A 12,982-nucleotide genomic window follows, 5' to 3' on the forward strand; every position below is an offset into this window, starting at 1 on the left:
TTTATAATTTTATAAATTCTACTCGTCTGTTTTGTGCTTTTTCAGCCGAAGTTGCATTTTTATTAAGTGGCTGACTTTCTCCTTTTCCGTCTGTTTCTAATCGCGAACTTTCAATTCCGTAAAAACTGGATAAAGCGGTTTTAACAGCAACTGCTCTTTTTTGTGAAAGTGATAAATTGGCAGCATCGGCACCATCACTATCAGTATGACCAATGATTTTTACTCTAACCGTCGAGTTTTCTTGTAATGTTGTGGCAATTTCTTTTAACACAGTTCCGCTTTCAGGTTTAATGTTGTCGCTGTTTACGTCGAAGAGAATTCCGTTGGTCACAAAACGACCTTCGGTGATGAGTTTATTTCGTGTATCGGCACTGGCCACTGCATACCGGATATTAGTTAAATAAACTTCGCAGTCGCCAAAAAAACTTCTGAAAAAAGCAAAATCATAATTAGTCGTTTCCGAGAAAAATCGTGGAATATCAAGTAATTTGTCTTCATTAGCATACACACGCAAACGCCCTTTTTGTCTCCAAACCGAAATTTTTACAAAATTTGTGTTAGTATCTACATCCCATTGCGGCATTTTTACATTGTTTTCAATTGCTGTTCCACTACTTGGATTTACATAAACCGCTGCTTCGCCAGCTCCAGGATGTAAATACACAATTGAAGTTCCTCTGGAGAAAAACATATCTTTCATGAGTTCCTGTTGTTTTATAGTGAAATTTAATCCCAGACCTGAATAATTATTGGTTGGATCAGTATTGATTCCTACTTCAAATTCAAGCGTAAAATTCTCAGGAAGATTTTTAATGTTATCCGGAATAAAAGCTCCATTTTTGGTCATCGAAAGCCATTTTCCGAACTGTCCATCCACATTCACAATTTCTCCACTTGCATTGGTATTGAACTCTGCCGGAAAATCTCCCATAGCTAATCGTTCAAAATTGTCGAAATACAATTCTTTTTCACCCGCCACAAAATCAAATTTTGAATTGGATTTTACTGGTTTTTTTGATGAAGATGATTGTGATTTGGATTCTTGATTTTCATCGGATGATTGTTCAGAACGATCTTCTTGTTGTTCCGCTTCCTCTTTCTTTTTCTTTTTGTCTTTTTTCTTAAACAAACCTGTGATTCCTTCCTCTACTTTGTTTAAAGCTTTGTCAACAGTTTCGTCTCCTTTTTGTTCGCCCCTACCATACGTTTTGTCTTTCGCGTTTTTAATTACACGTTCTCCAACTGTTGTTTCTTGTGCGAAAGAAAATTGGATGGTAATCATAAAAACTAACCCGGTTAAAAAATTTTTCATTTGTATAAAATTTTAATTAAACATTCATTTATTTTTCATTTAGTGTGTAGAATTTAAAAAGGTAAACATGCCAACAGAAAAAAAAAATTAGGTAGCTTTGTTTACTTTCAAAAAAAAATTGCACTAATGATAAATGTCCCAAATTTGATTGAGCAATTAAAATCCGGCGACGAAAAAACCATTCGAAAAATTTACGAAGACAATAAAAATGGTTTTTTACTCTTTGCCAATCGTTATACATTAGACAAAGAAGAATTAATTGATATTTATCAAGATGCCGTAATTGCTTTGATTGAAAATGCTAAAAAAGGAAAGATTGATGAGTTGAAAAGTAGTTTGACTACCTATTTATTTGGTATCGGAAAATTTATGATTTTTCAACGATTAAAGAAAAAAAACAAAACAATTCCGAGTGATGAACTGGAGCATTTTGAATTTGAGTATGATGATTATTCAGAAGATGAAATTAATATTCAACTTATCTCTCTCCGAGAAAATTTGAAAAAATTAGGAGAACAATGCTTAAAAGTATTAACCCTATTTTATTATGAAGAGAAAAAGTTAGATGAAATTCAAATGCTGTTAGGTTACGCTAACAAAGATGTTTTAAAAAGTCAAAAATCACGTTGTTTGAAGCAACTGAAAGACTTAACAAAAAAGTAAAGTAGAATGGAAAATGAAGAGTTAGTAAATAAGTATTTTGAGCAGCAACTTTCTGAAGAAGAAAAAGTTGTGTTTGAATCTTTATTGCAAAATGACAGTGAATTTGCGAAAGAAGTTGCCTATCAAAAAAATGTAAAGAAAGCAATCACGTTAAACGAAAGAGAAACGCTAAAACAAACGCTACAATCGTTTGAATCAAATAAAAAACAACCAAAAAAAACCTACCAATTCTGGTCTATTGCTGCTGTGTTTTTGTTGTTTTTTGGCGGATTGGCGTGGTTCCAATTTATGCAAGATTCACCTGAAAAATTGTATCAGGAATATTATCAATCGTATCCAAATGTAGTGGCTCCAACGGTTCGTGGCGATAACGACCGCAATCTAAAATCAGATGCATTTTATGAATATGACAGCGGAAATTATCAAAAATCACTTGAATTATTTTCAAAAATTTATGTAGATGAAGAAGTAGATTATGCTCTTTTTTATCAAGCCATGTCGTTAATGGAATTGAATCGATACGATGAAGCTATTACTACATTTGACCAATTTAAAACATCGGAGAACAATGCCTTTACACCTTTTGTCAAATGGTACAAAGCCCTTTCTTATCTCAAAATAAATGAAAAAGAAAAGGCTATTCAACTTTTAAAAGAATTGTCTGAAAAGGAAAATCCGCAACAACAAATGGCTAAAAAATTAGTGGCGGAATTAGAATAATTTTTTTCTGAATAGGAAAATCAGCAAAGCCATCGCTAAACCAATTCCGATATACAACCACCAGTTTGTACCTTCCAGAATTGGAGAAACATCACCATTCACCACAAATCCAGCCCAATAAAACGGATGGTTTTTCATCGGATTATTTTCTATAAAATCACGCTTGGCATTCGCTAAAGCTTCATCTTTTGATTGACCATCTTTTAAATTTTCATAAAAAGAAATCATAATTTCTGAGGTTTCTTTGTCGGGCACTTGCCAGAGGCTAAACACAGATGACTGTACGCCGGAATAGGTTAATGCACGCGACAAACTCATAATGCCTTCGCCTGACTTTAGGTTACCGTTTCCTGTATCGCAGGCACTTAAAACAACCATTTTTGAGGAAAAATTTAGACCATAAAGTTCAGAAAAATAAAGCTTTTCATTGTTTGAAAAGACTAAACACGATTCATTTATGTTATTTTCATCAACCAAAGAATGCATCGCAAAATGATAAAATCCAAATTGGTTAATAGTTTTAAAGAAATTTGCTTTTGAGGCTTTCTCGTTTATATAACTTGTACCATTAAATAGTTTTGATATTAAATCTGCTTCTTTTCTAGCATGTTCTAAATCTGATAATCCGCTTCTGACCGTTGCAATTGTTTTTATGTCATAGTTTGGAGCAAATGCAATTAATTTATCATTATTTACTGTTATGTTGTTTTGCTTGTTAAACAAATAAAATGGCAATGTATAATTATAAGAAACCCTGCTTTTTTGTACTAAATATTTTTGATTTGCTGCATCATAAAGCATTTCAAATGGCAAATAATTCAGAAATCCATCTGCAATGATAGTCACCTTTTTGGCATTTAAATCCTTCGTTAAACTTACAGATAAATTTTTAGAAACGGGAAAACTTTCTTGACTTACTTTTTTGGTTTGTTGCAAAAACAACATAACCTCTTTTTTAAGATGATGAGTGGTTGCAATTTTTTGAATATCAATATGGTTTGAAGATATGTAAATTGCGAATACATAATTTTTTAATGTATAATATTTAATGACCAACTCATCTTTATCTACAACTTTTTGAACGTTTACTATGTCAAAATTATCTAAAGAGTTTTTATCAATATCTTGATACGTTCTTGATGTTTTTTTAGTTAAGCTGGCAATACTATTTTCGATTTCAATAATTTTATTTTTATTTAATTTTTCACCGCTTGAATTGCTTTGATTTTTATAAAAATTAAGTTCGTTTTTTAGTTCTTTAATTTTTTCTAAATTTACATTTGACTCATTGTTATTCGTTGTAATTTTTTTGAAAAATTCTTGTGCTAGATGTTGTGATGCACTTTTTTCGATTTCATTAATTAGATTTATTTTATCTTGGAAAGTTAATTTTTTCTCTAAGCTAATCTCTAGTAGCCCTTCGATAATTTCGCTGTGGTATTTACTTAACTCTTCGTTGTATTCGCCTTTTAAATAATACTCTCTAAATAATTTATTGCTTATATTGTAGAGATTATCAGCTATTTGTAAATCATTTTTATTTTTAAATTTCTTATAATTTTGAAAATAGATCTTTCCTGATTTATAGAATAAGTTTATAAATTCTGTCGAGACTAATTCTCTAACGTCTGAGAATTTGAGCTTATCGATAGTTTTTTTCTTTTGGCCATAGTCAAAAAGTAACTGTTCAATATTATTTTTAATAATTGAAACCGCTTTATTAGTCTGGTTTGTTTCAAAAAATATTTCAGATTTTAAAAATTCGAGTGTATATTTGGTTGAATTAAAATAGGTGTTATTATTGTTGTTTTGTGCTACTGTGTAAAATTTTACAGCCAAATCATTTTTATTCTGAAATTTATAAATAGTGGCTATTTTTGAGTTTAAAGTAACTAAGTATTGTTTTTGATCATATTTATCAGCAAGAGAAAGTCCTTTTTTAATAAGGTTGAAAGCGGTTTCATATTCTTTTTTTTCAATCAAAAAATCAGCAACTTCTTCATAACATTGTATCAAATATTTAGAATGTATAGTTTTTTTGTAAGGTAAAAATTGATTTTCTTCAAAAACCTTCAAAAATTGTAGTGCCTCTTTCTGTTTGTTTAAAGCTAAACTCATTCTAATATTACTCAATGAATAATCTGAAAAAGAGAGAAAATAAGTGTTTTCGCTTTTAGAAACATCTGTTTGGTATTTTTTCTTGATATAATTATTTAACTTTATTAATTTTAATTGTGCTTTTTCTAAATCACCGTAATTAATATATTGAAAAATTAAATTATGATAAACTCTAACTAAATAATCTTTGTTATCATTTGAATTCTTGTTTAAAGTTTCCCAGATTTTTGCTGCTTTTTCATAATAAGCAATTGTGTTTTTTTGATTGTAAACATTAGTGTAGGCATAGGCTAAGTTATTATAATTCAATGCAACTTCGTTATTGACCTCTCCATATTTTTTTATGTATAAGTTTAGTGATTTTTTATAAAATTTAATTCCTTCAAATGAGTTTCCTACTTTGTCGTATAAATATCCCAAATCATATAAGTAATCTGTTTGAGTTTCTTGTTTTGCTTGCTTAAAATCTTTTAAACTATATCCTACTTCTGCAGTAATCAATGCCTCTTTCCATCCAATATTACTGGCTAAAAAATGATATTTAGATGTAATTACATTAATTAATAACTCTGTCTCGTAATACTTTCTTTTTTCAATAGAAAGTAGATTTTTTATGACATTATCAATGCTTTTAACATCGCTTCTGTCTGACAATAAATAATCATAAAAAATAATATAATTATTGATAAATTTCTTCTCCGATACATTAATTTCATTGCCATCTTTCATCGATTTAAAAATATTTTTTGCTTTTACAAAATTTTCATCAACTTCAAAATCATATGCTTTATTTAAAGCAACTTTAAAAGATTTAGTTTGTGAAAAACTAAACAATCCGAGCAAAAGAAATAAAAGTATTAAAAACCTTTTCATGAGTTTTGGGCTAAGTATATTACCTTATTCGTGTTAAAAATAATAATAAGTAAACATTGTTTTTCATTAATATCCAATAAAAATTAAAATCGGACTTGGATAAATATTAAAAAAAACAGAAATCAAGCCAGACATTGATCAAAGGCTTTACGAATATTTTGAAAAAACTAAATTTTTTAAATGAAAGCTGAGACAGTTTATAATGTTGCAATTCATCTTAACTACGATGAATTATACAAATTACTTAAAATGATAGAAAACAAATTAAATGAAAATCTAATTTATGAGAAAGATTTAATTGCTAAAAATGAAACTATACAATATCTAATTAAGAAATGTTTTAGCAAATTTAAGAAATGATTTTCGGCAAAATTCCGGCAAAAACCCAAACAAAAAACCTCTAAATTGTTGAATTACAACACTTTAGAGGTCTTTAAAAGTACCCGGAGTGGGAATCGAACCCACACACCTAAGTACACGAGTTTGAGTCGTGCGCGTCTACCAATTCCGCCATCCGGGCAGGGATGCTTATTTGTGGGTGCAAATGTAAATAATTTTTTGACACATTTTAAAGAAATTTGTGGAAAAATTGCTTTCCAAGTTGATTTTTATTTCTAAATTTGCACCTCGTTTCGACGACACACAACTAACTAACTACACCCGAGGTGCTTACATATGTTTTGTTTTAGCAGAATTCTGAAGCCGAATTGTATGGAGCGTAGCGGAGTAATAACAACCAATTAAAATGTCACACAACGAACCGGAAGCAAAAATATTTGCTTGTTCAAAAAGTGTATACTTAGCCGAACAAATAGCCAAAAACTATGGAATTCCGCTAGGTAAAGTAACGTTCTCTGAATATAGTGACGGTGAGTTTCAACCGTCTTTTGAAGAATCCATTCGCGGATTACGGGTCTTCATCGTTTGTTCCACTTTTCCAAGTGCGGATAACTTGATGGAGCTTTTGTTAATGATTGATGCTGCCAAAAGAGCCTCAGCCAGACACATAACCCCTGTAATTCCTTATTTTGGATGGGCCAGACAAGACAGAAAAGACAAACCAAGAGTGCCAATTGGAGCAAAACTAGTAGCCAAATTACTGGAAACTGCCGGAGCAACCCGAATTATGACGATGGATTTACATGCCGATCAAATTCAAGGTTTCTTTGAAAAACCGGTTGACCATTTATTCGCATCCACCATCTTTTTGCCGTACGTAAAAAGTTTGAATTTGGAGCATCTGACCATTGCTTCACCCGACATGGGCGGTTCCAAAAGAGCCTACGCCTATTCTAAATTTTTAGAATCGGATGTTGTAATTTGTTACAAACAACGAAAAGTGGCCAACGTAATCGACACTATGGAACTTATCGGAGAAGTAAAAGGAAGAAACGTCGTTTTAGTAGACGATATGATTGATACCGGCGGAACCCTCGCAAAGGCAGCCGATTTAATGATTGAAAAAGGAGCTCTGAGCGTTCGAGCCATTTGTACACACGCCATTTTATCCGGCGATGCGTACGAAAAAATCGAAAAATCAAAATTGAGCGAATTAATAGTGACCGATTCAATTCCGTTAAAGAAAGAATCTAACAAAATCAGAGTGGTGAGTTGTGCACCGCTTTTTGCAGAAGTAATGCACATGGTGCAACACAACAATTCCATTAGTGGAAAATTTTTAATGTAGGCTTTTGAAAGGTAATGGGTGATTGGTGAAAGGTAATTGGTGATTTGGAATATAAAATAACCGACACAAATAACAGACAACAGAAAACCGACAAATGACAACAGACAACGAATTTTTATTTATTAACTATATATTATTTACAATGAAATCGATTACGATTAAAGGATCAGAAAGAGAAAACGTAGGCAAAAAGGCAACGAAGGCCGTACGTGATGCTGGAATGGTTCCTTGCGTTATTTACGGAGGAGATCAACCAGTGCATTTTACAGCAGAAGAAAAAGCGTTCAAAAACTTGGTGTACACTCCCAACGCACACACTGTTGTAATCGAACTAAATAACGGTAAAAAAGCAGATGTGATTTTACAAGACATCCAATTTCACCCGGTATCAGACAAAATTTTACACATCGACTTCTATGCGTTAAAAGACGACAAAGAAATCGTTATGGAAATCCCTGTAAAAGTAACAGGAACATCACCAGGTGTATTAGCCGGTGGAGTTTTACGTTTAAACCAAAGAAGATTAAAAGTGAAAGCTTTACCAAAAAATCTTCCTGATTTCGTAGAAGCAAACATTTCTCCATTAGAAATGGGTAACAAATTATACGTTACAAAAATTGAAACCAACAACTTCAAATTAATGCACCCGGACAATACTGTGGTAGCTCAAGTGAGAATTTCACGTGCCGCTATGAAAGCCGCTCAAGAAGCTGCAAAAGCAGAAAAAGGTGGAGCAAAAAAGAAAAAATAATTTCAATTTTCTCAATAGCAAAAGCATCGGTTCACGCCGGTGCTTTTTTTTATTCTGAACTTGTTTCAGAATCGCAATCCCAGAAAACTCTCAACCGACAACTTTTTTAGAACCCAATCCCGCTGTCCACTACAAGCTTGTTTGCCAAACCCGTTTTTTCTAAGCCGCCCCAAGTCCCGATAGCTATCGGGACCGCTGGTCGCTTTGGGTCAGCAAGAAAAAATCGGCTTTGGCCGCACAAGGCTTTCCGTTACCATCAGGGGTAGAACCTGCTCCAAATCAAAATCGGCTAGAATTAGAAACTTTCGTACTTTTGCAACATGATCAACTGGATAACATCACTTTTTCAAACCCAAAAAACCGTTACAGAATCGGATATGAAAAAATTTTTAATCGTCGGACTCGGAAACATCGGAGCCGAATATGCCAATACCCGCCACAACATCGGATTCAAAATACTCGACCATTTTGCCAAAAAAGAAAGCATCCGTTTTCAAACCGCCAAGTTGGGCGACGTAGCCGAATTCAAAATCAAAGGTCGAACATTGCTTCTTCTCAAACCCAACACCTATATGAACCTCAGCGGAAAAGCGGTGAAATATTGGATGGAAAAGGAAAACATCGAAAAAGGAAATGTGTTAGTTATCACCGACGATTTAAACCTCAGTTTTGGAACCATCCGCATCAAAACCAAAGGAAGCGACGGCGGTCACAACGGATTGAAAAGTATCCAAAGTTTACTCAACACAACGGAATATCCGCGTTTCCGATTTGGCATTAGTGACCAATTTAAAAAAGGTCAACAAGTGAATTACGTTTTGGGCGAATGGGACGAAGAAGAAAAATCAAAATTAACCGAACGATTAGAACTATCCGCTCAAATTATTCAATCCTTTGCCTTAGCCGGATTAAACAATACAATGAACGAATTCAACGGAAAATAATTGGCTTACTTTTTGAAACTAGTAATAAAAACCTCAACCATGAAAAAAATAATTGCACTCTTTTTATTTGGATTATTATTTTCCTGTAACGCTCAAAAAAACAGTTCAACAGCTATGCCAACACTCAGCAGCGAATGTCCGCAAGACGGAACATGCGAAGTAGAAATTTTAAAAAACAAACAGCTCATTCTACTTCATGATGAGTTAGGTGGCATGTATTATGATATTAAGGATCAAGAAGGAACCACGGTAATCCATTATCAATACAACCGAACTACAGAAGCTAATGTGCAGGACGGTCATTATCGTGAAGACATTATTTTTGAAATTAAAAATTCAGACACCTCGCTGGATTTAACTGATTCTGCTCTACAGCAAACCAAACTTATTTTTGGTCGTCATTGCTTCTGTAAAGGACAAACCGGTTACTTTAAAATTGATCAAGGAAATTTGAAATTAACATCCAATAAAAAGGAAGTTACTTTTAGTCTTTCTTTAATTTGCGAAAAGGTGCCTCAGATCATTACATTCATCGAAACTAAAAGGTAATAAAAAAACCCATTAACAAAATTTGCTAATGGGTTGTATAGACTATCTAAAAATTATTCAATAATCAATCGTTTTGTTTCAGTGCTATTTCCATCAGAAACTTTCACCAAATAAACACCTATTTGCGGACTTGCCAGTTGAATTTCTTGATTGAAAGCTCCGTTATTAGAAAAGAATTGATCAAAAATTGTACGTCCACGCATATCATAAACAGTAATTCCAACTTTTTCTGACTGCACTTGGTCCAGTTGAACGGTAAAGTTCCCTTTGGTTGGATTTGGATACAAACCGAAATTTAAAGGGGTAACGTCCCCAACACTTGCCGGAGCATTTTCACTACAAATAGCAATACTCCAACTGTTAATTGCACCACCGTCTTGATTAAATACATCTTGTACTCGAAGTGTCCACACCCCTTGCGAATTTTGACCGTTTAAAGCAGAGAGAGGTTGTTCGGGAAGTATAACTCCGGAAACACCGGGATTTGTTCCACATACCAAAACAATTCCATTGTCATCAAATGTCGCTATCGCATTTGGAATACCTTGGTTTGGATTACATTCTCTATTCATCAACTGAACTTGTGTTCCGGTTGGACTTATCAAGGTTACAATCAAATCATTTATCCAAGTATGAGCAATATTTACGGTAACGGTAACTTTTTGAATTACTACATTGTCTCCTGCAGGGATGGTTAAGGTTGAATTTACTGTTGGTGTTCCTGCAGCAGGAATCACAACGGGGACATTAGTTGAAATTGCCGTGCCACAAAAGGTAGTTGAAAAAGAGAATACTGAAGAGAACACTCCTAAACAAGATTCATTTCCGGGAGAAACCCTCCAATATAAAGTAGTTGCATTTGGTAAATTAGAGGCTATATAGCTGTTGGTAGACACTACATTCGCTTCAACGATTGTTGTAAATGAAGCATCAGAAGCAATTTGAACAGAATAAAGTGTTGCATTTGGATCTGCTGTCCAAGTGAAAGAAACACCTGAAGGCTCTACAACTGCGGCATTGGCAGGTGAATTTAAGGTTACTAAACTAAAGTTTCCACTAACAACCTCCAGATACATGTTAACTGTTTTGATCGTTGCTCCTGAAGTTGCCGTAACAGTAATTGCATGAATACCTATTGGCGTTAAAGCATTTGTGGTTACTTGCATTTGTACAGTTCCTTGAGCGGAGGCTGAAGCCGGCACAAATGAAACGGTTGTCCCGAAAGGATTGCCGGTTGCAGAAAAGGTTGTAGTACCGGTAAATCCGGCAAAAGTTTGATACGCTAAATTATAAACGGCGTTACTTCCTTGGCAAACTGATTTATTTTGCTCTCCCTCTACCCCATTAAAGGCAATAGCCATTGTTGATACTGGAGCTGTGATTGAAAAGTTTGTGTTGGAAACATCTAGAAATATATTGTTGTGTCCTTTTACCATTATTCTATTGGAGTTTCCAATACTCCCTGGCACAGTAATTATTTCTGAACCATCATTCGGCACTTTACTTGCTAAAAGAGTTGGAAAACTTGCTCCGCCATTTGTTGATAAATAAATATCTACATAGGGAGTATCTACTCCGTTGGCTGTAGTTCCGGCAACATCCCATGAAACTGTTTGATTAGAACCTGCAACCCAAGCAACATTGGTGTTTGGTGTGGTAACTAAAAAAGGTCCGGCATTGGCCACAGTTGTCACGGTCATAGTTGTTCGTGCTGTTTGCCCTCCATTAGGAAAACCATTGTCTCTAACAAGTAGGGAAAAATTCATCGTTTTTGCGATGGAGGGAACAACTTCCCATTGATTTGCGGTTGCTCCTGTTAAAATGGTTGACATTATTGGCATAAATCGATTGGGACTAGTAGATGGATTTCTAGAACGAAATCGTGGTCCGTTTGCTGCATCAGTTGCCGTTGGAGGTTGGATGGCAATTCCAGTGTCGGTCTGTTCCCAACAATAGGTCAACGCATCACCATTCGCATCGGTGGCATTTCCTTCTAAAACAAAAGCTGTACTTCTTGGAATAGTATAATTTTGAATCGGTTGAATGATTGGGGCATCATTATTATTATTGATATTGGCCGAACAATTTCCGGTTCCGGCAACAAAATTATCCATTTGAAGTAAACTGGCTACGTGAAAATAAGCATCTGAATTATTTTGAACATTTGGTGCACAAATTCCTGCATATCCCATAATGGTTGAGGCACTTCCTGGCTCGATTGCGGTTGCAGCGGTTCGTTGGCAACTATTATTTTGTGTATGTGTAGCTCCAAACTGGTGCCCCATTTCATGGGCTACAAAATCAATATCAAATGGATCGCCAACAGGGGCAAAAGATCCTGTAACTCCTCTCGCTTTGTTCGCGGTGCAGGGTGATCCTAAAGAGGCAACTCCGCCGCCACCTGTACTAAATACGTGACCAATATCATAATTATTAAAACCAATACCCGTATCAATTACACCTTGAATTTGATTTAACAATGCATTACCTGTATTATTATTATCTAATGTATCAGGCTTTTCCGGTGTAAAAAAGATTATATTAGTATTGGTTGGGACAATCTGCATCGTTAAAGACATGTCCCGTTCATAAACACCATTTACACGCGTCATTGTTACATTCATTGCAGCCAAAACCACAGCATTTTTTTGGGCTACCGTTCCTCCGGCTAAACCTGCTTGATTAATATGATATTGAGAATATTCTACAGTAGATGCTAAGGCTAATCGATACGTTCTGAAAATTCCCGTATTGGATGAAATAGTATTGCTATTTCTTGGAGAAAAATGAATCCCTTCAACCTCTTCCATAATTTCATCTTCTACAAGACAAGTAAAAGCAGAACTTGGTAAAATATTTTTTCTGGAATAAACCATATATTGACGTAAATCGCTTGTATAAGTATCGATATAATGTACTTCTCTATCCGCAGCGAAAAGCATAGCATGAACACCAAATAGAGTCGTGCTGAATCGGACCATGGCCGACTTATTTCCCAACCCTACTCCAACATACGATTTTATGTCAGGAAATTGAGCTTGTAAATCGGGATGCATAATAGAAGCTTCGTATATTCTGAAGCTTTCAAATTCTCCTTCGGCATTTGGAAAATTTACGATCACATTAGAAAGTAATTGTGATGATTCTCTTTTAGGGGCTTTAAGCAATTCTGCTTTAAAATTTTGCAAATCCAAAGTAAACACCTCGTATTCAACGGGAATAGTTGTTCTTTGTACTCTTTGAATTGGTGATAAATTTTCCTTAGTGCTCTTTTCCCAGTAATTCTTTTGAGAATAACTTGAAAAAGAAATCAGTACGCAAAAAATTAAAAATAATAGTTTTTTCATGAAATTTAGTTTTACGGC

General features: G+C 34.2%; 9 protein-coding genes and 1 tRNA gene. 6 read left to right on the forward strand and 4 right to left on the reverse strand.

Annotated features, from left to right (window positions below; all coding sequences use genetic code 11):
• Position 1: 1 nt before the first annotated feature.
• Complete coding sequence (locus tag B0I10_RS02925) at positions 2-1,312, reverse strand: OmpA family protein (RefSeq protein ID WP_112084998.1); 1,311 nt, start codon at positions 1,310-1,312, stop codon at positions 2-4.
• A gap of 126 nt (positions 1,313-1,438) precedes the next feature.
• Between B0I10_RS02925 and B0I10_RS02930 the strand changes: the two genes are divergently transcribed.
• Positions 1,439-1,975, forward strand: a complete 537-nt coding sequence (locus B0I10_RS02930) for an RNA polymerase sigma factor (protein ID WP_112084999.1) — start codon at positions 1,439-1,441, stop codon at positions 1,973-1,975.
• Positions 1,976-1,981: 6 nt separating this feature from the next.
• Positions 1,982-2,695 carry a tetratricopeptide repeat protein gene (locus B0I10_RS02935; RefSeq protein ID WP_112085000.1) on the forward strand — a complete coding sequence of 238 codons (714 nt, stop codon included), beginning with the start codon at positions 1,982-1,984 and terminating at the stop codon, positions 2,693-2,695.
• Here the strand turns inward: B0I10_RS02935 and B0I10_RS02940 are convergent.
• Together B0I10_RS02940 and B0I10_RS02950 are read right to left on the reverse strand one after the other, a co-directional pair.
• Positions 2,687-5,686 carry a CHAT domain-containing protein gene (locus B0I10_RS02940; protein WP_112085001.1) on the reverse strand — a complete coding sequence of 1,000 codons (3,000 nt, stop codon included), beginning with the start codon at positions 5,684-5,686 and terminating at the stop codon, positions 2,687-2,689. The two genes, B0I10_RS02935 and B0I10_RS02940, sit on opposite strands and share 9 nt — an antisense overlap.
• A 440-nt stretch (positions 5,687-6,126) precedes the next feature.
• Positions 6,127-6,206: transfer RNA gene (locus B0I10_RS02950), tRNA-Leu, on the reverse strand.
• Between the two features lie 225 nt (positions 6,207-6,431).
• Here B0I10_RS02950 and B0I10_RS02955 point away from each other — a divergent pair.
• The 4 genes from B0I10_RS02955 to B0I10_RS02970 all read left to right on the forward strand — a co-directional run bounded on the left by B0I10_RS02955 (position 6,432) and on the right by B0I10_RS02970 (position 9,617).
• Complete coding sequence (locus B0I10_RS02955) at positions 6,432-7,373, forward strand: ribose-phosphate pyrophosphokinase (protein ID WP_112085003.1); 942 nt, start codon at positions 6,432-6,434, stop codon at positions 7,371-7,373.
• Positions 7,374-7,515: 142 nt separating this feature from the next.
• Positions 7,516-8,124, forward strand: a complete 609-nt coding sequence (locus B0I10_RS02960; protein ID WP_112085004.1) for a 50S ribosomal protein L25/general stress protein Ctc — start codon at positions 7,516-7,518, stop codon at positions 8,122-8,124.
• Positions 8,125-8,444: 320 nt separating this feature from the next.
• Positions 8,445-9,068, forward strand: a complete 624-nt coding sequence (pth, locus tag B0I10_RS02965; RefSeq protein ID WP_112085005.1) for an aminoacyl-tRNA hydrolase — start codon at positions 8,445-8,447, stop codon at positions 9,066-9,068.
• 39 nt (positions 9,069-9,107) lie between these two features.
• Positions 9,108-9,617, forward strand: coding sequence for a hypothetical protein (locus B0I10_RS02970; RefSeq protein WP_112085006.1), 510 nt, complete (start codon positions 9,108-9,110; stop codon positions 9,615-9,617).
• A gap of 53 nt (positions 9,618-9,670) precedes the next feature.
• Here the strand turns inward: B0I10_RS02970 and B0I10_RS02975 are convergent, their stop codons facing one another.
• On the reverse strand, positions 9,671-12,964 hold the full coding sequence (locus tag B0I10_RS02975) for a reprolysin-like metallopeptidase (RefSeq protein WP_146740301.1): 3,294 nt from the start codon (positions 12,962-12,964) through the stop codon (positions 9,671-9,673).
• Between the last annotated feature and the right edge of the window lie 18 nt (positions 12,965-12,982).

It is taken from the genome of Flavobacterium lacus (assembly GCF_003268815.1).
Lineage (GTDB): Bacteria > Bacteroidota > Bacteroidia > Flavobacteriales > Flavobacteriaceae > Flavobacterium > Flavobacterium lacus.

Bases quoted from the DNA above. Each gene is read 5' to 3' on its own strand.
- B0I10_RS02960 (WP_112085004.1), top strand. From the start codon at position 7,516: ATGAAATCGATTACGATTAAAGGATCAGAAAGAGAAAACGTAGGCAAA.
- pth (WP_112085005.1), top strand. From the start codon at position 8,445: ATGATCAACTGGATAACATCACTTTTTCAAACCCAAAAAACCGTTACA.
- B0I10_RS02925 (WP_112084998.1), bottom strand. From the start codon at position 1,312: ATGAAAAATTTTTTAACCGGGTTAGTTTTTATGATTACCATCCAATTT.
- B0I10_RS02970 (WP_112085006.1), top strand. From the start codon at position 9,108: ATGAAAAAAATAATTGCACTCTTTTTATTTGGATTATTATTTTCCTGT.
- B0I10_RS02930 (WP_112084999.1), top strand. From the start codon at position 1,439: ATGATAAATGTCCCAAATTTGATTGAGCAATTAAAATCCGGCGACGAA.
- B0I10_RS02940 (WP_112085001.1), bottom strand. From the start codon at position 5,686: ATGAAAAGGTTTTTAATACTTTTATTTCTTTTGCTCGGATTGTTTAGT.
- B0I10_RS02955 (WP_112085003.1), top strand. From the start codon at position 6,432: ATGTCACACAACGAACCGGAAGCAAAAATATTTGCTTGTTCAAAAAGT.
- B0I10_RS02975 (WP_146740301.1), bottom strand. From the start codon at position 12,964: ATGAAAAAACTATTATTTTTAATTTTTTGCGTACTGATTTCTTTTTCA.
- B0I10_RS02935 (WP_112085000.1), top strand. From the start codon at position 1,982: ATGGAAAATGAAGAGTTAGTAAATAAGTATTTTGAGCAGCAACTTTCT.